Annotated in this window: 21 protein-coding genes; 20 read left to right on the top strand and 1 reads right to left on the bottom strand. The window is 56.6% G+C overall.

What is annotated here, in order from left to right:
• Nucleotides 1-49 precede the first annotated feature (49 nt).
• The 4 genes from LVD14_RS01720 (at nt 50) to LVD14_RS01705 (ending at nt 3,471) form a co-directional block, all read left to right on the top strand.
• A complete protein-coding gene (locus LVD14_RS01720; protein ID WP_237132296.1) occupies nt 50-1,129 on the top strand; it encodes a VOC family protein in 1,080 nt (359 codons plus the stop codon).
• Between the two features lie 53 nt (nt 1,130-1,182).
• Entirely contained in the window at nt 1,183-1,803 is a 621-nt protein-coding gene (locus LVD14_RS01715) for a hypothetical protein (RefSeq protein ID WP_237132295.1), read from the top strand.
• Between the two features lie 33 nt (nt 1,804-1,836).
• Entirely contained in the window at nt 1,837-2,652 is an 816-nt protein-coding gene (locus tag LVD14_RS01710; protein ID WP_237132294.1) for a RimK family alpha-L-glutamate ligase, read from the top strand.
• Between the two features lie 129 nt (nt 2,653-2,781).
• On the top strand, nt 2,782-3,471 hold the full coding sequence (locus tag LVD14_RS01705; protein WP_237132293.1) for a VIT family protein: 690 nt from the start codon (nt 2,782-2,784) through the stop codon (nt 3,469-3,471).
• Nucleotides 3,472-3,483: 12 nt separating this feature from the next.
• On the opposite strand, the gene LVD14_RS01700 is transcribed toward LVD14_RS01705, so the two are convergent.
• On the bottom strand, nt 3,484-4,398 hold the full coding sequence (locus LVD14_RS01700; RefSeq protein WP_237133392.1) for a LysR family transcriptional regulator: 915 nt from the start codon (nt 4,396-4,398) through the stop codon (nt 3,484-3,486).
• A gap of 95 nt (nt 4,399-4,493) precedes the next feature.
• Here LVD14_RS01700 and metE point away from each other — a divergent pair, with 95 nt between their 5' ends.
• The 16 genes from metE to LVD14_RS01620 all read left to right on the top strand — a co-directional run bounded on the left by metE (nt 4,494) and on the right by LVD14_RS01620 (nt 18,761).
• Complete coding sequence (metE, locus tag LVD14_RS01695; protein ID WP_237132292.1) at nt 4,494-6,839, top strand: 5-methyltetrahydropteroyltriglutamate--homocysteine S-methyltransferase; 2,346 nt, start codon at nt 4,494-4,496, stop codon at nt 6,837-6,839.
• A 140-nt stretch (nt 6,840-6,979) separates the two neighbouring features.
• Nucleotides 6,980-7,522, top strand: a complete 543-nt coding sequence (locus tag LVD14_RS01690) for a pyridoxamine 5'-phosphate oxidase family protein (protein ID WP_237132291.1) — start codon at nt 6,980-6,982, stop codon at nt 7,520-7,522.
• A 32-nt stretch (nt 7,523-7,554) separates the two neighbouring features.
• Nucleotides 7,555-8,679 carry an MlaE family ABC transporter permease gene (locus LVD14_RS01685; RefSeq protein WP_411268261.1) on the top strand — a complete coding sequence of 375 codons (1,125 nt, stop codon included), beginning with the start codon at nt 7,555-7,557 and terminating at the stop codon, nt 8,677-8,679.
• A 2-nt stretch (nt 8,680-8,681) separates the two neighbouring features.
• The gene (locus tag LVD14_RS01680; RefSeq protein ID WP_237132289.1) at nt 8,682-9,449 is read left to right on the top strand and encodes an ABC transporter ATP-binding protein; all 768 of its coding nucleotides are present in this window, start codon (nt 8,682-8,684) and stop codon (nt 9,447-9,449) included.
• Nucleotides 9,449-10,366 carry an MlaD family protein gene (locus LVD14_RS01675; protein ID WP_237132288.1) on the top strand — a complete coding sequence of 306 codons (918 nt, stop codon included), beginning with the start codon at nt 9,449-9,451 and terminating at the stop codon, nt 10,364-10,366. The genes LVD14_RS01680 and LVD14_RS01675 overlap by 1 nt, the downstream gene beginning before the upstream one ends.
• Nucleotides 10,363-11,205, top strand: a complete 843-nt coding sequence (locus LVD14_RS01670) for an ABC-type transport auxiliary lipoprotein family protein (RefSeq protein WP_237132287.1) — start codon at nt 10,363-10,365, stop codon at nt 11,203-11,205. Before LVD14_RS01675 ends, LVD14_RS01670 begins: the two co-directional genes overlap by 4 nt.
• Before the next feature lie 39 nt (nt 11,206-11,244).
• Nucleotides 11,245-11,877 carry a hypothetical protein gene (locus tag LVD14_RS01665; protein WP_317622670.1) on the top strand — a complete coding sequence of 211 codons (633 nt, stop codon included), beginning with the start codon at nt 11,245-11,247 and terminating at the stop codon, nt 11,875-11,877.
• A gap of 47 nt (nt 11,878-11,924) precedes the next feature.
• On the top strand, nt 11,925-12,500 hold the full coding sequence (locus tag LVD14_RS01660) for a YbhB/YbcL family Raf kinase inhibitor-like protein (RefSeq protein WP_237132286.1): 576 nt from the start codon (nt 11,925-11,927) through the stop codon (nt 12,498-12,500).
• Nucleotides 12,501-12,539: 39 nt separating this feature from the next.
• On the top strand, nt 12,540-13,049 hold the full coding sequence (locus LVD14_RS01655; protein ID WP_237132285.1) for a DNA-deoxyinosine glycosylase: 510 nt from the start codon (nt 12,540-12,542) through the stop codon (nt 13,047-13,049).
• Nucleotides 13,046-14,071, top strand: coding sequence for an asparaginase (locus LVD14_RS01650; protein WP_237132284.1), 1,026 nt, complete (start codon nt 13,046-13,048; stop codon nt 14,069-14,071). The genes LVD14_RS01655 and LVD14_RS01650 overlap by 4 nt, the downstream gene beginning before the upstream one ends.
• The gene (locus LVD14_RS01645) at nt 14,068-14,808 is read left to right on the top strand and encodes an aspartate/glutamate racemase family protein (protein ID WP_237132283.1); all 741 of its coding nucleotides are present in this window, start codon (nt 14,068-14,070) and stop codon (nt 14,806-14,808) included. Before LVD14_RS01650 ends, LVD14_RS01645 begins: the two co-directional genes overlap by 4 nt.
• Nucleotides 14,809-15,813, top strand: coding sequence for a mechanosensitive ion channel domain-containing protein (locus LVD14_RS01640; protein ID WP_237132282.1), 1,005 nt, complete (start codon nt 14,809-14,811; stop codon nt 15,811-15,813).
• Nucleotides 15,806-16,354: a GNAT family N-acetyltransferase gene (locus LVD14_RS01635; protein WP_237132281.1), complete on the top strand. Its 549-nt coding sequence runs from the start codon at nt 15,806-15,808 to the stop codon at nt 16,352-16,354. Before LVD14_RS01640 ends, LVD14_RS01635 begins: the two co-directional genes overlap by 8 nt.
• Before the next feature lie 42 nt (nt 16,355-16,396).
• On the top strand, nt 16,397-17,152 hold the full coding sequence (locus LVD14_RS01630; protein WP_237132280.1) for an SDR family NAD(P)-dependent oxidoreductase: 756 nt from the start codon (nt 16,397-16,399) through the stop codon (nt 17,150-17,152).
• Between the two features lies 1 nt (nt 17,153).
• A complete protein-coding gene (locus LVD14_RS01625; RefSeq protein ID WP_237132279.1) occupies nt 17,154-17,453 on the top strand; it encodes a hypothetical protein in 300 nt (99 codons plus the stop codon).
• Nucleotides 17,454-17,486: 33 nt separating this feature from the next.
• Nucleotides 17,487-18,761, top strand: a complete 1,275-nt coding sequence (locus tag LVD14_RS01620; RefSeq protein ID WP_272907149.1) for a M20/M25/M40 family metallo-hydrolase — start codon at nt 17,487-17,489, stop codon at nt 18,759-18,761.
• The last annotated feature ends 90 nt before the right edge of the window (nt 18,762-18,851 follow it).

Genomic DNA, 18,851 nt, shown 5'->3' with positions numbered 1-18,851 from the left:
TCGTGCGCATTATGCTCAAACCATCACACCGATGATGGGGAGACCTAAAATGGCATCACACACAGACAAAGCCAAGCACCTGAAACTGCCGGCCATGTCCAGGCGCAGCCTGCTGCTGGCATTACCAGCCATGCCTCTGGCTATGCGCGCGATGGCGCAACAGGCGGGTGCGCAACCCATACCCACAACGGGTCTGCACAGTTTTGAGCTCCGGGTCAGCGACCTGGACCGATCCGTGGAATTCTACCAGGGCCTGTTTGGCTGTCCTGTCCTTACCCGCATCGGCGACACAGTCTCGCTGGGCGTAGGCAATGACGGGCAGTATTTCACGCTGGCTCAGGTCCGCGAGGGTGAGCAGCCCAATATCAGTAACTTCGGACTGCGAGTTCCCGGATACACCCGTTATCAGTTGCAGAGTCTGCTTTCTGAGCATGGCATCAATCGTACCGTGGACAGTTTCTACGACAGTCGCACCTCTGCAATGCAGCGCGCCAATATGACCTGGCTGCGTCGACTGCCGGGTGAAAGCGATACCATGCTGGCGGACAATCACGAACTTTTTGTGGCGGACCGCGATGGTGTACCAATCAAACTTTCCAGCCCGGATGACTGCGGTGCCGGTGACGAAAGCTGTACACCAGAACCTGCGCCCACTGAAGGCCTGATCGAACTGCGAGAGATCAATCATTTGACAACCTTTGTCGCCAACTATCAGTTGAGCAACGAGTTCTATAGAAGGTTGTTCGGACTGGAGAATCAGGCTTTCCAGGCGCAGTTTCCAACCTTGGGTCTTGGTAATGGCACGCAGTTTCTGATGTTTGTGGGCGGCATGCAGGATGGCGTACCGGCACAAACCGGGCGCATCGATCATGTCAGTCTAAATATGGAAAACTTCACAGTAGCCTCGGTACTGGAAAGGCTCACCGAGTACGGCCTGTCGCCACGCGGCGACGGTGAACCTGCTCCGCTGCAGCATTGGGTAACCATGCGTATGCCAGAGCGTGGGGGTGCAGAGCCGGATGGTACTCCGGAAGTGTATTTTTCAGACCCAGATGGATTGCACCTGCAGCTTCAGCATCACACTTACTGTGGTGGCGGCGATGAGTTTGGGGGAACCTGTAACGCCTGAAACAGCGCTGCGGTTCACGTAAAAAATAACGTCCGCCACACACAGGGAGACGGATGGCGAAGCCAGCTGGGCCACTACTGACTCTTTATAGCGCCTTTGCGATTGCCTGGGCAGCTTACGCTGCCTGGGCTCTTCTAGCCCTGAGCAATGGGCAAACCCGGATCTATGCCGAATACGGTCTGCTTGAGACGACTCAGGTGATCTTACTTTCGGCAGCCTGTATTGCCTTTATCGTCACGCTATCGCGCAACGGTCGATACAACACGCTACTGATGCTGTCATGCGCGCTGTTATGTTACAGCTTTATTGTGCGCGAGCTCGATGTTGAAGATTTCGACCTGCCGCCAGCTGTTATCACACTCACCTCGGGCACTGGCCGCAATATCCTGCTGGCAGTGGCTTTCTGCGCATTACTCGCCTATGCGCTCTATGTTGATTTCAGGCATTACCTTAAAGAGGCCCTGCAGTTCGCGGTTACGCCGGCGGGTATGATGCTGGTCGCAGCCGGACTGCTTCTGTATCTGGCGGCCTTCTTTGAAGGCTATCAGGGCGTCGAACACCCAGCGTTTTATGAAGAACTTACTGAGGTGACGGCCTACACTCTGATTCTGCTTTCCTCACTGACCAGCTCACTCACACACAAAACTACTTGCCAGATTCAAAAATCCCAATAGAATGCGCACTTTTTCCTGTGCGTGCGCGCAAACATGAACCTGGTGTCATTCGACGTCTTCCGAACTCTCGGCTTTCCCAATACAACCGTTCTTAAACCCCAGGATATTTTTCAGCACAAGGAACTGCTGAGCCACGCTGACTGGGTGTTGTATCCCGAATACTGGCAACTTAACGCTTTGGTTTATGGCCTGAATTGCCGGGTATTTCCCAGCGAGGCCAGTTATCGTATTGGTCACGACAAGGTTGAGATGACGCGCGCGTTTGAGCTGGTTGCGCCGGCGCACACGCCATGGACGATCATAGAAAATAACTGTGCCGAAGCGCGCGAGCGGCTCTGGGATCTTATGCCACTGCCGTTTGTTGCCAAGCTGCCCAAGGCCAGCATGGGCGAAGGTGTCTGGCTGATCAGCAGCCGTCAGGACTGGCAACAGTACTGCGAAAAAACATCGGTACTTTATGTGCAGGAGTATCTGCCCATAGACCGTGATGTTCGTGTCGTAATTGTGGGTGACAAGGTCATTACTGCATACTGGCGTACCCAGTCGGATCGAGGGTTCTACAATAATGTGGCGCAGGGTGGCCGCATAGACCACAGCCCGGTGCCGGCGGCAGCGACTGATCTGGCGTTAAGGCTGGCGCGGCAGCTGGGCGTTAACCACGCCGGTTTCGATATAGCGCTGGTAGGTGATCATCCTTACGTTCTGGAGTTCAATCGCCTGTTTGGCAACCAGGGCCTCGAAGGTGGTCAGGCGTTGAAAGCAGCCATCCTGGACTACCTGCAAACTAACGCCCAGCCTGACGACAGCGACCCGGACGGCCCGCAACCAGTCTGGCCGATTGCGGTTTGATATCCACCGGGGTATAACAGCCTCAATGAGGACACTGTTATGACCATCGAAACTGAGCAGGATTTAAAAGCACTGCAGCGCATCGGTCGAAGTGTTGACTTCCGGATGTATTGACCTTGGTCTGAGCCAATGACCTATCCTGAAAAACACAGAATCAATCGCAGCGGCTGGCTGCGAGCGGCGGTTCTAGGTGCTAACGATGGTATCGTCTCCACCGCCAGTCTGATTGTGGGTGTTGCCGCCGCTGGCGCAGACGCCAGAGGTATTCTGATCGCGGGGCTGGCTGGCCTGGTAGCGGGTGCCATGTCGATGGCTGCTGGCGAGTATGTTTCAGTCAGCTCGCAGGCTGACATTGAAAAGGCTGACCTGGCTCAGGAGCGAAAGGAGCTGGCCGCCGAGCCAGAGCAGGAGCAGGCTGAGCTGGCAGGGATCTATCAGGCTAGAGGTCTGGAACCGGCACTGGCCCGGGAAGTTGCTCGACAATTAATGTCACGTGACGCTCTGGCTGCGCATGCAAGGGATGAACTCGGTATTACAGAAGCGGTGAACGCCCGTCCTTTCCAGGCGGCTTTGACTTCTGCGCTGACATTTTCGGCAGGAGCTGCGTTACCGTTACTGGTGGCTGTCATGCTGCCGTTGACAGCACTTACCCTGGCCGTCAGCCTTTCGGCACTGATGTCACTGGCTGTGCTTGGTTATCTGGCAGCCCACCTGGGCGGTGCCGCGCCATTAAAGCCGGTGTTGCGTGTTGTATTCTGGGGTGCTGCCGCGATGTTGGTAACCTATGGGATTGGTGCGCTGTTTGATGTGGTCATCTAATCGAATTCAGGTTCAGCCGTTGCGAACTCCACGCAATGTTTCCAGACAGTGCGACCGGGCGCTCTGCACAAAACTCTGCAGGTAGGCAGTGTTCTCCTGCTCCGCGCGAACGGCGGCATACAGCGTTAACCAATGACCTGCTTTCGTGGCTGGTAAAGCCACGACCAGACCTTGTCGTACATACTCATCCAGGACCCAATTTGGCAGGGCACATACTCCCCGGTGATTCGCAACCTGCTGAATCATCATGACGGTCAATTCTGTGGTGCGCACCGCTGCAGGTTCCACGCCGGCTGGATTCAGAAAGGCATTAAACACGTCTAATCGCTGACGCTCCACCGGGTAGGTAATGATGGTCTCCTGTGCCAGGTCGCCGGGTGATACAAAAGCCTGACCGGCAAGCGCATGATCAGGAGCCACTGCGATCTGCATTTCGTACTGAAAGAGCGGCAGGTAAGCCAGTGATTTGTAGTCGCGCGGATCAGATGTGATGACCAGATCGAGCTCCCCGCTGTGTAAGGCTGGCAATGGGTCGAACATGAAACCACTTGAGAAATCCAGGTCCACAGCCGGCCAGTTGCTGCGATAGGCTTCGATGGTGGGCATCAGCCAGTTGAAACAGCTGTGACATTCGATGGCCATGTACAGTCGGCCCGCGTCACCGTGCACCATGCGCTGGATATCATGTTCGGCGCCGGTAATCAGCGGCAGAACCTGTTCTGCCAGTGCCAGTAATCGGCGTCCCGGACCAGTTAATTGCAGTGGCCGGGTCTTTCGCAGGAACAGCTCGCAGCCGAGTCGGCTTTCCAGCTCCTTGATTTGATGTGAGAGGGCCGATTGCGTCACACACAGACGTTCGGCCGCATCGGTCAGGCGACCCGTGTCGCGCAGTGCCTGCATGGTTTTAAGGTGTCTGATTTCTACTATCATGAATAAAATTCATATTGTTTCTGAGAAATATGAAGTTTATTCAATTTATTGGCATCGGCACAATAGCGCCCCTGACTTTACAGGGGATTGTTATGCATTTCACAGACACGCGGCCATCAGAGCCGTCACAGATTGTACGCCACACGCTTGGATATCCTCGCATCGGCGCACATCGGGAATTAAAGACCGCGCTTGAGGCCTATTGGCGTGGCGACAGCAGCCAGCAGGAACTGTTAGCGACTGGCCGCCAGATCCGACAGCAGAACTGGCAGGCGCAGCAGGAAGCTGGCCTGAATATGGTGACCACCGGTGATTTTGCCTGGTACGACCAGGTATTGACCATGTCCGCCACGCTGGGCCACCTGCCAACGAGGCATCGCAGCCAGCGCTCAGACGATGGCGACGATATTGATCTGGACACGCTGTTCCGGGTTGCCCGAGGCCGTGCACCGAGCGGCGAGCCGGCGGTTGCTGCCGAGATGACCAAATGGTTCGACACCAACTATCACTATCTGGTGCCGGAGCTGGCGTCTGGCCAGACATTCGCCCTGAGCTGGACACAAATCATTGATGAGACCCGGGAAGCCGTGGCCGCCGGTTATACAGCCAAGCCGGTCATCATTGGTCCGCTGACCTATCTTTGGATTGGCAAGTCGCAGCAATCCGGATTCGATAAGCTGAGCCTGCTGTCTGATTTGTTGCCGGTTTACAAGCAACTGCTGCAGGCCCTGGTGGATGCCGGGGCGGACTGGGTGCAGATTGATGAGCCCATTCTGACGCTGGATCTGCCCGGTGTATGGCACAAGGCATTTGAGCAGACATACCACGCGCTGCGTACGGTGCCAGCCAAACTGTTGATAAGTACTTACTTCGGTGCGCTGGACGAGAATCTTAATACGGCAGTGAACTTGCCGGTCGCCGGGCTGCATATTGATGTGGTCCGTGCCCCGCAACAGCTCATCACGGTGCTGGATAATCTGCCAGTGCATCAGGTGTTGTCGGTGGGTATCGTGGATGGTCGCAATATATGGCGCAACGATCTGGAGAAATCCCGTGATCTGCTGCGACGTGCTTACGACAGGTTGGGAGCAAGGTTATGGCTGGCGCCGTCGTGTTCTCTGCTGCATTGTCCGGTCGACCTTCGCGAAGAAACTGCGCTGGACCGTGACCTGTTGGGCTGGCTTGCGTTTGCCCGGCAAAAACTTGATGAGCTGACTTTCATATCCAGTCTTTTGACGGCGCCCGATTCAGACAGGGCCAGACAATGGCTGCAGGAAAGCCGAGACAGTGTGCTGGCACGGCGCCAGTCCTCACTGATACATCGGCCGTCAGTTCAACAGGCTGTGAGGGACATCAATGCAACAGATTTTCAGCGGCATAGTCCCTTTGCCGACAGAATTCGGAAACAGCAGGCGCATCTGTCGCTGCCGCCGCTGCCAACGACAACCATCGGTTCATTTCCGCAGACGCAGGAAATACGCAAAGCACGCAGGCAGTTCAAACAGGGTGAAATAGGCGTTGAGGCGTATGAGCAATACATGCAGGATCACATCGCCGATGCCATCCAGCGCCAGGAAGCCCTGGGACTCGATGTGCTGGTGCATGGAGAGGCAGAACGCAATGACATGGTCGAGTATTTTGGCGAGCAGCTCGATGGCTACGCTTCAACTCGCAACGGCTGGGTTCAGAGTTATGGCTCGCGATGCGTCAAGCCGCCGATCATTTTTGGTGATGTTCAACGCCCTGCCCCCATGACAGTCAAATGGGCGCGCTATGCGCAGTCGCTTAGCAAAAAGCCGGTCAAAGGCATGCTGACCGGGCCCGTTACCATGCTGCAATGGGCATTTGTCCGCGATGATCAGCCACGCGAAAAAACCGCGTTGCAGATTGCGCTGGCACTGAGAGAGGAAGTGCGTGATCTGGAGGCGGCTGGCATCAACGTGATACAGATTGATGAGCCGGCTTTGCGTGAGGGTTTGCCACTGCGTCGACAGGCGCACGCTCACTACCTCGAATGGGCCGTTAATGCATTCCGTCTCAGTGCTGCAGGCGTGAGCGATACGACGCAGATTCATACGCACATGTGCTACTCGGAATTTAATGACATCATGCCGGCAATCGCGGCACTGGACGCTGACGTCATCACGATTGAAACCGCGCGCTCCAACGGCGATCTGATTCAGGCCTTCGAAGACTTTGACTACCCGGCGCAGATTGGGCCTGGGGTTTATGACATACATTCGCCGAACGTTCCGGAAGTGGACGCGATCAAGGCCATGTTGAGACGTATGGCGCGCAAGTTGCCGATCCAGCATCTTTGGGTCAACCCCGACTGCGGCCTGAAAACCCGCGGCTGGCCAGAGACAGAGGCGGCGCTGCAGCAGATGGTTGCTGCCGCCACCCAGCTGCGTCGAGAAATGGGGCTTGCCGCGGGCTGAGCACCTGTTTGACTACCCGAGACTGTAGTATGCTGAACACCGGCTATCTGCCTTGATGGCCGGTCTATCGCAGCCAGCCCCTGCAGATGGTGCCAGTAGTTTGCCCAGGCAGGCAGCCCAGGCAGTCAAAGGAGAAGCCCATGGCCGAGCAGTTTCCCGCGTTGACTGAAACGCATATTGAATTTATCCAGCGTCAGCATCTCTTTTTTGTTGGCACTGCGGGACCAGAGGGTCGCGTAAACGTATCGCCTAAAGGCATGGACAGTTTTCGAGTGCTGGGGCCCAAGCGGGTTGCCTGGCTTAATTTAACCGGCAGCGGTAACGAAACCGCCGCGCACATATTGCAGAATCCGCGCATGACGCTGATGTTCTGCTCCTTCGATCGGCAACCTTTGATACTGCGTCTTTACGGGCAGGCAAGCGTGATTCACTCGCGTGATGCGCAATGGGGCGAGCATCTGGCGCTGTTCCCCGAGTTTACCGGTGCCCGTCAGATATTTGAGGTTGAGCTGGATCTGGTGCTGACATCCTGCGGCTACGCGGTTCCCTTCTACGAAATGACCGGCGAGCGCCCCACTTTGACAAAATGGGCTGACAATCGCGGTCGGCCCGCCATTGAGCAGTACTGGCAGGAGAAGAATACGGCCAGTCTGGATGGTTACGAAACCGGGATTCTGGACTGATTCATGCGACGTCGCCTGGTAGGCCTACAGTGATCGATGAACTGCTGACGCTGGATCGTGGCGAGTCGCCACGCGTGATATTGCGCGGCGACTGGACGCTGGCGAATTACTCACGGCTGAGGCGTGTTCAGATGCCGGATGTCGATCCAGCAAACGACACCAGTCTGCAGTTGGATGCCAATGAGGTCTCGGCCATGGATACCTCGGGCGCCACCATATTGCTGAATCTGTTTGGTGCCGAGACGCTTGCAAAACTGACCCAGTCTGCCAACGGGCTTTCGCCAGAACGTCAGGCCCTGCTCCAGGCTGTCGCGCAGGCCGTTGCGTCGCAGAAAGCCAGCCCACCTCCGCAGCGCTGGCGGCTTACCGACTCGCTGGCCGATCTGGGCGCCTGGACAATGCGTGGGTGGCGTCAGGTATTACAGTTTTTGGACTTTCTTGGCGTTACGCTGGTAACCCTTGCCTCATTGATCCCGCGCCCCTGGCGCTGGCGCTGGACGGCGCTGACCGCGCAGATGCATCATGCCGGCCTGAATGCGGTGCCCATTGTCATGCTGCTCAATTTTCTGGTCGGCGCTGTTGTTGCGTTTCTGGGCGCCACTGTTCTGGCCGATTTTGGCGCCACCATTTATACAGTGGATCTGGTTGCCTACGCCTTCATGCGGGAACTGGGTGTGCTGCTGGCCGCAATTCTGCTGGCGGGTCGCACAGCCAGCGCATTTGCAGCACAGATCGGCTCCATGAAAATAAACGAAGAGCTGGATGCGCTGCGCGTTCAGGACCTCAGCCCGATTGAACTACTGGTGCTGCCGCGGGTCCTGGCACTGGTCATTGTCCTGCCTCTGCTGACCTTTCTGTCGATCATGGCCGGTATGGCGGGCGGGGCTGTGGTCGCCGCCGCTTCACTGGATATTTCTCTCGCGCAGTATCTGACGATTGTGCAGGATATACCGATTCGTCATATGCTGCTGGGTATCAGCAAGGCGCCGGTGTTTGCCATGCTGATAGCCCTGATTGGATGTCTGGAAGGAATGAAGGTTGCAGGCAGCGCGCAGTCAGTTGGGGAGCACACCACCTCCGCTGTTGTGCAGTCCATATTTGTGGTGATCCTGCTGGATGCGGTTGCCGCCCTGTTCTTTATGCAGATGGGATGGTAAAGATGAGTTCGTCTGAAACCTCAGTGATCACAGTGCGCGGGCTGGAGAACCGGTTTGGCACCCATGTTGTGCACCAGAATCTGGATCTTGACGTGCGGCGCGGCGAAATCCTGGGAGTCGTTGGTGGTTCTGGTGCCGGCAAGTCAGTGTTGCTGAGGTCGATTGCAGGTCTGCATCAACCTAATGCGGGTACGGTGTCCCTGATTGGAAAATCAGCCGATATGGAGCCCCGCATCGGTGTGCTGTTTCAGCGCGGTGCCCTGTACTCGTCGCTGACTGTTGAAGAAAACGTCGCGTTGCCATTGATAGAAACCATCGGTTTGTCGCGAGCAGATGCCAATGACATTGCCCGGGTCAAGATTGCGCTGGCCGGCTTGCCCGAACATGCCGCGCAATTGCTGCCCTCAGATCTTTCCGGTGGCATGGTCAAACGAGCGGCGCTGGCCCGCGCGCTGGCGCTGGATCCGGACATTCTGTTTCTGGATGAACCCACTGCCGGTCTTGACCCAATCGGTGCTGCTGCCTTCGACCGATTGCTGGTTACCGTCCGGGACGCGTTTGACCTGACTGTCTTCCTCATTACACACGATCTGGATACGTTGTACACTGCCTGTGACCGGGTGGCTGTCCTGTCGCAAAAACGAGTCCTGGTTAACGATACACTGGATGTGGTTGCGGCTGTGGATGACGCCTGGATTCAGGAATATTTTCATGGGCCGAGAGGCCGTGCAGCGGCAGCCGCCGTTGCTGCCAACGAGCGAGGGAACTGATGGAAACGCGGGCACACTATATTCTGGTTGGCCTGTTCACCCTGGGTGCAGGTGCTGCCTTGCTGGGCTTTGCATTGTGGATAACCGGTGCCGGCGCCGACCGGGAAATAGACTACTATCAGGTACTGTTTCGCGAGCCCGTATCCGGACTGTCGGTCGGCAGCCCGGTGCAGTACAGCGGCATCCGTGTCGGCGCTGTCGAGCGGCTGGATCTTGACCCAGTAGACCCACGCATTGTTCGCGCCCGTATCTGGGTTGAAGCCGACACGCCCATCAAAGTGGACACAGAAGCCAGGCAGACACTGCTGAATGTGACCGGTGCGTCTTCCATTGAACTGAGTCAGGGGCTGCCGGAAAGCCCGCGACTGACCGCCGACAATGGCGACATGCCCGTCATCGAAGCGACGGCTTCCTCGCTTGCGCAATTACGCTTGACCAGTGAGCAACTGTTGCTGGATATGTCGACATTGCTGGAGCGCGCCAACAGCCTGCTCTCAGAAGAAAATGCGCAACGCATATCGAGTGTGCTCGACAATGTGGAGGCTGTTACGGGCGCGCTGGCGGATCAGCAGGATAATGTGCGCTCGGGTATAAGCGATCTGGCTGATGGTGCCCGCGCGATGAATGAGTTGATGCAGCGTGTCGATGCCACTCTGGATCGTTACGAGGAGCCCATGCTGGGTAGCGCCAGTGATGCAATCGCCGAACTTAGAATGACAAGCGAGCAATTGAATCAAATGCTGCGGGAAAGTGAACCAGCGCTGCGCGCCGGTGCCCAAAGTTTTGCTGAACTGGGACCAGCCATGCGCGAGCTGCGCAGCATTCTGAACAATGTTGATGCCATCACCCGCCGCATCTCTGATGACCCCGCCAATTTTGTGCTGGGTAGTGACAATATCCGGGAATACCAGCCATGAGAAACATTTTTACCCTAGCACTTATAATGTTCCTGGGGGCCTGTAATGTGTTGCCCGAACGCGAACCAATTGATCTCTATGAACTCCCGGCCAGCACAGTGCGAACGGCAACCGGTGGTGACGGCGTCGACAGTCTGCGCATTGATCGCCCGGTGACCAGTGAGGCGCTGAGTGGTAGCCGTATGCTGGTGGCACTGTCGAATGGTCAGATCCAGGCCTTGCCACAGGCGCGCTGGATAGCGCCCGTGCCACTGCTGTGGCGAGACTGGGTGCTGGATGCTTTCTGGCGTGACGGCCGCGTGGCTGGTCTCAGTGCTGCCAGCGAAGGACTGCAGTCGCGCCTGGAGCTGGGCGGCATGCTGCGCGCGTTTCAGATCGAAGACGGTGCCAGCCCGCAGGCCCTGATTCAATATGATGCCTTGTTGATCAGCACGTCCGATCGACGAATCATTGCCAGCCGCCGCTTCGAAGAACGTGAGCCGTTGAACACAATTGAGCCGGCAGAGTCGACACGCGCGCTGGGTGCAGCTGCTGACAGACTGGCACGTGATCTGATTGACTGGGTAGTCCTGCAGTCGCAGCCGGGTGCAACAGGGGAGCCGACCGCACAGCGCCGGGTGTCATTTTCCTGTGAAAACGGTGAAGAGATAGAAGTTCGCTTCTTTGCATTGCAGGGTGTTGCCGTGCTGGTCAGGCAAGGCGAGACGCATGAACTACAACAGCAGCGCACTGCGTCTGGTTTTCATTACACCAATGGTCCGACTGCGGTGCGTGGCCAGGGTGACGAGCTAAGGCTCGAGATTGGTCGTCGGGCACCGATCCAGTGTCGCGCTGCCTGATTGAAGTAAAGACCCTGTAACAACAACGCAGGACTGCGAGTGAGTGTTATGGCTGCACAGGATAAACTTGACGACTTGTTGCGACAACTCAGGCAGACACGCGATGAGGTGGAAGCCGAGATTGATCGCCTGCTTGAGGGTAAACGGGAACAATTCAACTACACACTCAAGCGTGGACGGGTTGTTTTCGATCGCAACATACGCAAGCTTCACCAACAGGAACGACTCGGAAGTCTGCGGTTTATAGCGCGCGCCCCGATTGGCAAGATCCTGTCTTCTCCCGTCATCTATGGCATGATCATTCCGTTGGTGCTTCTGGATATTACAATCACGCTTTACCAGCACATCTGCTTTCGAATCTACAAGATCCCACGGGTTGTGCGCAGTGAATATATTGTCATTGACAGACATCGGCTGCCTTATCTGAATACCATACAGAAGATCAACTGCCTGTACTGTGAGTATGGCAACGGCATGATCGCCTACGCCCGCGAGATTATTGCTCGAACGGAGCAGTACTGGTGTCCGATAAAGCACGCCCAGCGCGCTCGTGGCGTCCATGATCGCGAGCAGCGATTTTTCGATTATGGAGACGCGGATGCCTGGCGCAACGAACTGCAAAAGGTGCGTTGTGACTGGGAAACCCCGGATGCAAGTGAGAGTAAGACTTAATGCCAGAACAGACATTGATCCAATAATAATGAGCAAGGAGAGTTGTTATGAAGAAAATGAGTAAGATCGTTTTGACAACAGTGATGTGGCTGGGTGTCAGCGCTTTTGCCAATGCCCAGAACTTTGTACTGACCGTCCATGGTTTTGATGATGGTGGTGACATTCCGGTGAGATTCTCCCAGGCTGCACCGGATGCCGCTCCCGGCGGTGGTACCTCACCGCAGCTGAGCTGGGTCAATGCGCCGGCCGGAACCCAGAGTTTTGTGGTTAATATGGAAGACCTCGACTTCGCACCAAACCAGGGTGCCCGCAATCAGGCCCACTGGGTTGTCTGGAACCTTCCAGGTGATGCAACAGGGCTTGCAGAGGATCAGCCGGAAGGGATGCAGTTGCCCAACGGTGCCTATCAGGTCAGTGCAACCGGTCGCGTTTACCGGGGGCCAGGTGCGCCAGCGACGCGCCCCAGGCATCACTATATGTTCGAAGTATTTGCGCTGGATACCACACTGGATCTGGAGTACAGCGACGACCCGCTGGAAATGCGTGATCGCGTGATGGCGGCGATGGAGGGGCACGTTCTTGGCAAATCAGTGTACATCGGGCGTTTCAACCGTCCGCAGTAAGCGAGAGCAGCGGGCTCAAATGTATCACCTGGCGCCGCAGTGACTGAAAAGCTGATTGGTTTTCCGCCCCGTTTTACAGATCAGGCCACCATCCTGGTGCTTGGCAGCATGCCGGGGCGGGCGTCACTGGACGCCAGCGAGTACTACGCGCACCCGCGCAACGCTTTCTGGCCAATCATGGCCCAGGTGTTCGGCTTTGACGCCAATCAGCCTTATGAGCGGCGGGTGGATTCGCTACTCCAGCACAAGGTGGCACTGTGGGATGTGGTGCATCGATGTGTCAGAACAACCAGCCTGGACAGCGACATCGTCAGTGATACCGTCGAGGTGAACGACTTTGGTTCGCTGTTTGTATCGTGCCCGCAAATTCACAGGGTGTGTCTGAACGGTCAGGCGGCCGCCAGATTGTATCGTCGCCATGTACTGCAGGAACTGCCGCGGGCACGGGAAATCGAATGGCAGGTATTGCCGTCAACCAGCCCGGCGCATGCGGCCATGCGCTTTGAGGAAAAATGCCAGCAATGGCAGCAGGCTCTGTTAAAACAATGAAGATACTCATCATTTATACCGGTGGCACCATCGGCATGAAACAGACACCGTCAGGTCTGACTCCGGCAGGCGACCTGGCCACAGACATGCGTGCGCTTGCCGAGCTCGGGCCGGCCTTCCAGCGCCACGCGCCGGAACTTGATGTGCTTGTATACGATCCGCTGATCGACAGCGCGGACATGACGCCGGCGCTCTGGATAAAGCTGGCTGCGGATATCGAGTCGCGCTACGACAGCTACGATGGTTTTGTTGTGCTGCACGGCACCGACACGCTGGCCTACACAAGTTCCGCGTTAAGCTTTTTTGTGCGCCGCTGGGGAAAGCCAGTGGTGGTGACTGGCGCCCAGCTACCATTTGGTTTTCCCCGCAGTGATGCACGCAGCAATCTGATCTCGGCAATCGAAGTTGCCTGCACTATGCCGGCTCAACAGGCTCAGGTCTGTGTTGTATTCGGACCACGGATTTTGCGTGGCTGTCGTGTCACCAAGGTTTCCGCCAGGGCCTACGACGCCTTCGATTCACCACGGTTCCCGCCGCTTGGCCAGATTGGTATCGAGATTCGTTACCCGGGTGCACGCCGGCAGGTCATTGGCAAACAGCCCACCAATAAGGCCATCGACGTTCCTGCTAATGATGCCGTCGCCGTGCTGCAATTGTTCCCGGGGATCAGTGACAAGCTTTTTTCTGCCGTCGCGTCCATGCCGGGCCTGCGGGCTATTGTGCTTACCGCCTACGGTGCAGGTACAGGTCCATCGCGTGATCCCGCATTCCTTGACGCCGTGCGCAAGGCTGTAGCGAGCGGTATTGTTGTGCTGGTCGTGTCGCAGCCGCTGGATGGTGTGGTGGATTTCACTCGCTACGCTGCTGGCAGTGGTCTGGCCAGTGCAGGTGCCATCTGCGGACATGATTTGACGACTGAGGCGGCAGTCACCAAACTGTATTATCTGATTGCCTGCGGTTATGATGCTGAAGAGATCGCCAGATATGCGCGACATCCACTGGCGGGGGAAATGACGGTATGAAGACCATCGGATTATTGGGCGGTATGAGCTGGGAATCGACCCAGACTTACTATCGCGCCCTCAATGAGGGTGTTCGCCAGCACCTTGGAGGTTTGCACTCGGCCAGGATTGCCATGATCAGTGTTGATTTTGCAGAGATCGAAGCGCTGCAGCATGCTGGCAACTGGGACGAAACTGCCGTCATTCTGTCAGAGGCTGCCGAGGCTCTTGAGCGTGCGGGGGCTGACTTCATACTTATCTGTACCAACACCATGCACAAAGTGGCGCCGCAGATTCAGGCGCGCGTGTCACTGCCCCTGCTGCACATTGCTGATGCCACCGCCATGGAGCTCAAAACTGCTGGCGTCAGCCGTGTTGGCCTGCTTGGAACGCAGTTCACCATGGAGCAGGATTTTTACAAAGGCCGCCTGCAGGATCACGGTCTGGAAGTTGTTGTCCCAAACCAACTGGGCTGCAAGCGAGTACATGACATTATTTATCAGGAGCTGTGCCTGGGTCAGATCAAAAACGAATCGCGCCAGGTGTATTTGTCTGTGATCGACGAGCTGGTTGAAGAGGGTGCACAGGCGGTCATTCTTGGCTGTACGGAAATTGGCTTGCTGGTTGAGCCGAAGCATACTGATGTGCCGTTGTATGACACCACAGCCATTCACGCGCGCATGGCTGTAGAAGCTGCCATTGTTCCTGACGCCTTGAACATTTTCAGCAGCAAACAGAACATCAGGGTGGGCGAGTAAATGTGGGAGCAGATCCAATCCACTGTCAGTAATTTTGTAGTCTCACACTCTCTGCTGAGTCTGATCACCAGTTCGGTGATACTGATCGTTGGTGTCATCGCACTGCGTGCGCTGGTCAATCGCTACATCGTCAAACATGTGTCATCGACGGAGATGCGGCGCCGCTGGATGGTGCAGACCCGCAGTGCAATGGTGCTGCTGCTGACGCTGGGCCTGATCATTATCTGGGGCGAGGAGCTTAGGACACTCGCGCTGTCGATCGTCGCGATTGCTGTAGCCTTTGTGGTGGCTACCAAAGAATTGATTCTTTGTATGATTGGCTCAATGGTGAAAACCATTTCCAGTTCATTCGACCTCGGGGACCGAATACAGGTCAAGGATTTCCGTGGCGATGTGATTGATCAGAACCTGCTGGCGACGACCATCATGGAAGTCGGGCCCGGCAAATATACCCATCAGCGCACCGGGCGCACCGTGGTCATCCCGAATTCCATGTTCGTATCGGATCCGGTGATCAATGAAAGCTTTACGCATGATTACGTTTTTCATGTCTTTACCGTGCCTTTTCGCCGCGAAGATGAATGGTATGAGGCACAGCAGGCATTTCTGGCCTCGGCACAGCGGCATTGTGGCAGTTATCTCGAAGAGGTACGCCGCTACATGAACCGCATCAGCATCCGACGGGGGCTGGAAGTACCGTCCGTTGATCCGCGCGTAACAATTCAGGTACCAACCGCCGGAGAGGTGCATCTGATTGTCAGGGTGCCGGTGAAATCGGGCGAGCGCGGCTTTGTGGAACAGTCGATATTGACGGACGTGCTGTTGAGTCGAGACTTCAGTCGAGGTGATCAGACCTTAAACGATGCTGCAGCGGAAGGCGAGGACGGTCAGGTTTCAGAGACATCACAGCGGCGACGCTCTGCGGCGTCAACCAGACAGGCGCGTTCGCAGCCAGCAAAAAAGACCACTAAAAAACCAGCCGGGAAGGCTGATCCCGATGCCTGAATCCGCCCCAGAACAGATGCGCCCGATTCTCGTTGAAGCGGCCCAGGTGGTTGATGCGGAGCAGATTGCCGCGATTTATAACTACTATGTCGCCAATACAGTGATCACCTTTGAAGAACAGCCGGTCACTGAAATCGAAATGGCGGGTCGGATCAGTGATGTAGCCGCACTGGGTTTGCCCTGGCTGGTTGCACGGTCTGCTGGTGAGCCTGGTAGCGAACAGTCAGTCGGGATGATTCTGGGATATGCCTATGCAACGCGCTGGAAGCAGCGTGTGGCCTATCGGTACTCGGTAGAAATAACGGTTTATGTGCATCGTGACTGGCACGGCCAGGGTCTGGGCAGGGTGCTGTATACCCATTTGTTTGAGCGACTGCAGGCCGCTGGCGTGCATGCGGCCGTCGGTGGGATTGCACTGCCCAATGCCGCCAGTGTCGCATTGCACGAGTCCATGGGTATGACGCAGATTGCCTGTTTTCGTGAGATTGGCTTCAAGGCAGGGCGTTGGCTGGATGTTGGCTACTGGCAGAAAGTGTTCTGACAGTTCAGGGCCCTGACTAATCACGACCAAAGAGATACGCATATGAACGAACAGAAAGTGGCACTGGTGACTGGTGCAGCAACCGGCATCGGCAAGGCCTGCGCAGAGGCGCTGGCGACACGCGGGTTTATCATCGCCGCCAATTATCGCAGTCGCCGCGAAGAAGCAGAGCAGATGCTGACGACGCTGGACGGTACCGGACATCAGCTGTTTCAGGCGGATGTCTCTGAGCCAGAGCAGGCCAGTCGGCTGATGGACGAGGTTGTGTCATCGCTGGGGCGGATTGATGTTCTGGTGAATGCGGCAGGACAGTTCACCAATCAGACCATTGACGGTGACATGTTCTCACAGTGGCAGCTGTCATGGCAGCACAGTATGGCGCTGAACCTGATGGGCCCCGTCAATCTGGCTTTCCTGGCTGCCCAGTCCATGATTAAACGCGGTTCTGGCCGCATCATTAATATCACCTCACGTGGCGCCTTCCGTGGTGAGCCGACCGCACCTGCCTACGGCGCCGCCAAATCAGCATTGAATTCTGCCACCCAGTCCCTGGCGCAGGCTCTGGGACCCAAAGGTATCTGTGTATACGCCGTGGCACCCGGCTGGACAGAAACACCCGCCGCCTCCCCGCGAATCCGCGCACAGGGCTGGGATGGTGTTGCCGCGCAGTCGCCATTGGGGCGTATTGGGCGGCCAGACGAAATCGGCAGTGTGGTAGCGTTTCTGGCGAGTGACAATGCGGAATATCTCACGGGCGCCATTATCGATGCCAATGGCGCTTCGTACCTGAGGAACTGACATGTCTCCCGCCATGACCATTATCGTGATCAATGGTGTGATTCTGCTTCTGTGCTACCTGGTGCTGTTCCCCGTTATCGTCCGTGACAACCTGCAGAAGCTGGCGGTGAATGATCTGTTTGCTTTTGTGGTGGCGATGACCGTTGCCGGCTCCCTGTACATGGACACCAACGTCGAAATCATGGTGATGGGGCTGTCGTTCAACTGGTTCTGGTTCGCGCTGTGCTGTTACATCCTGCTTGAGCTGCCGCTGGCCCTGTGGTATCTCAACAGATATAAACTGTGGCCACCTGCGCCCTGACCCTTATTAATTGTTTTTTGCCTGGAGATCGCGATGTTGCGCCGCCTATTGTTTGCCCTGATGGTTGTTTTGAGTCTGCCTGCCACCGCGCAACAACCCAACATGGCAGTGTTTGCTGCCGCTGAAGCGCAGAAAAATGACTTCATATCGACGCTTCAGGAAGTGGTCGAAATTGAATCGGGCAGTGGCAATTACGAAGGGCTGGTGGAACTGGGCAATCTGATCGCCGGACGCCTGCGCGAGATGGGTGGTGAAGTCGAGCTGCTGGATGCCAATCAGGATGTCTACCGAATGTTTGATACTCCGGAACAGATTGGCCCGATGGTACATGCCCGGTTTGAAGGCCGGGGCGAGCGCGACATCATGTTGATAGCGCATATGGATACGGTCTACCCGGCAGGTATGATCGATGAACAGCCCTTCCGCATTGATGGCAACCTCGCCTATGGATTGGGTATATCCGACGACAAGCAGGGCGTGGCGGTGATTCTGCATGTCATTGCCATGCTTCGCGATATGGGCTTTGATGAGTACGGCACGCTGACCGTATTGATCAATGGCGATGAGGAAATCAGCTCGCCAGGTTCGCGCAGCACTATCACGCGACTGGCAACTGAGCATGACGTTGTGTTCTCTGTTGAACCGACGCGCATGGATAACGACTCCCTGTCGCTGGCCACCAGCGGCATCGGGGCAGCGACAATGACGGTTACGGGTCGGGCCTCGCATGCCGGCGCTGCACCCGAGCTGGGTCGCAATGCCCTTTACGAAATGGCTCATCAGATGTTGCAGCTGAGGGACCTGTCGGACCCGGAGACCGGTTTGAAGGTTAACTGGACGCTGGCCGAATCCGGCACGGTGCGGAATGTCATACCGGCGGAAGCCGTGGTAACGGCAGATATCCGCATGCTGCGCCAGGAAGATTTTGAACGCCTGGAAAGCCGTATTCAGGAGCGTATCGCCAATCAGCTGATCCCCGACACTCAGGTTGCCGTGACCTTCGAGAATCGCCGCCCACCATTGACCGCCACTGAGGCCTCCCGCAGCCTGGCCGCTCATGCTCAGCAGGTTTATGCTGAAATGGGCATGACACTGGTTGTGAATGATGAGGCAGAGGGCGGTGGCACCGATGCGGCATTCGCGGCGCTGGAAACTCAGGCGCCGGTCATCGAACGCTTTGGTTTGCGCGGATTTGGTGCCCACTCCAACAACGATGAGTATGTCGATCTGGATTCGGTAATTCCGCGGCTGTACCTGCTTAGCCGCATGATCATGGACGTCTCACGTGGCAGTGCACCGCTGCAGTGAGTGGTCGCCATGACGGCCGCAGCGGTCCTGAAACAAGCCCTGCGGCAGACACTCTGGTACACTGTGCGCCCTGAAAACATCGCAACCGAA

It is taken from the genome of Pseudohongiella sp. O18, assembly GCF_021729085.1.
In the GTDB taxonomy this organism is placed as follows: Bacteria; Pseudomonadota; Gammaproteobacteria; order Pseudomonadales; family Pseudohongiellaceae; genus Pseudohongiella.
Note: the sequence above shows the minus strand (reverse complement) of the source record. Positions and strands in the feature narration are given on the sequence as shown.

What these genes read in the sequence shown, in the direction of transcription:
- LVD14_RS01720 (WP_237132296.1), top strand. Translation starts at nt 50, where the DNA reads ATGGCATCACACACAGACAAAGCCAAGCACCTGAAACTGCCGGCCATG.
- LVD14_RS01715 (WP_237132295.1), top strand. Translation starts at nt 1,183, where the DNA reads ATGGCGAAGCCAGCTGGGCCACTACTGACTCTTTATAGCGCCTTTGCG.
- LVD14_RS01710 (WP_237132294.1), top strand. Translation starts at nt 1,837, where the DNA reads ATGAACCTGGTGTCATTCGACGTCTTCCGAACTCTCGGCTTTCCCAAT.
- LVD14_RS01705 (WP_237132293.1), top strand. Translation starts at nt 2,782, where the DNA reads ATGACCTATCCTGAAAAACACAGAATCAATCGCAGCGGCTGGCTGCGA.
- metE (WP_237132292.1), top strand. Translation starts at nt 4,494, where the DNA reads ATGCATTTCACAGACACGCGGCCATCAGAGCCGTCACAGATTGTACGC.
- LVD14_RS01690 (WP_237132291.1), top strand. Translation starts at nt 6,980, where the DNA reads ATGGCCGAGCAGTTTCCCGCGTTGACTGAAACGCATATTGAATTTATC.
- LVD14_RS01680 (WP_237132289.1), top strand. Translation starts at nt 8,682, where the DNA reads ATGAGTTCGTCTGAAACCTCAGTGATCACAGTGCGCGGGCTGGAGAAC.
- LVD14_RS01675 (WP_237132288.1), top strand. Translation starts at nt 9,449, where the DNA reads ATGGAAACGCGGGCACACTATATTCTGGTTGGCCTGTTCACCCTGGGT.
- LVD14_RS01670 (WP_237132287.1), top strand. Translation starts at nt 10,363, where the DNA reads ATGAGAAACATTTTTACCCTAGCACTTATAATGTTCCTGGGGGCCTGT.
- LVD14_RS01660 (WP_237132286.1), top strand. Translation starts at nt 11,925, where the DNA reads ATGAAGAAAATGAGTAAGATCGTTTTGACAACAGTGATGTGGCTGGGT.
- LVD14_RS01650 (WP_237132284.1), top strand. Translation starts at nt 13,046, where the DNA reads ATGAAGATACTCATCATTTATACCGGTGGCACCATCGGCATGAAACAG.
- LVD14_RS01645 (WP_237132283.1), top strand. Translation starts at nt 14,068, where the DNA reads ATGAAGACCATCGGATTATTGGGCGGTATGAGCTGGGAATCGACCCAG.
- LVD14_RS01640 (WP_237132282.1), top strand. Translation starts at nt 14,809, where the DNA reads ATGTGGGAGCAGATCCAATCCACTGTCAGTAATTTTGTAGTCTCACAC.
- LVD14_RS01635 (WP_237132281.1), top strand. Translation starts at nt 15,806, where the DNA reads ATGCCTGAATCCGCCCCAGAACAGATGCGCCCGATTCTCGTTGAAGCG.
- LVD14_RS01630 (WP_237132280.1), top strand. Translation starts at nt 16,397, where the DNA reads ATGAACGAACAGAAAGTGGCACTGGTGACTGGTGCAGCAACCGGCATC.
- LVD14_RS01625 (WP_237132279.1), top strand. Translation starts at nt 17,154, where the DNA reads ATGTCTCCCGCCATGACCATTATCGTGATCAATGGTGTGATTCTGCTT.
- LVD14_RS01620 (WP_272907149.1), top strand. Translation starts at nt 17,487, where the DNA reads ATGTTGCGCCGCCTATTGTTTGCCCTGATGGTTGTTTTGAGTCTGCCT.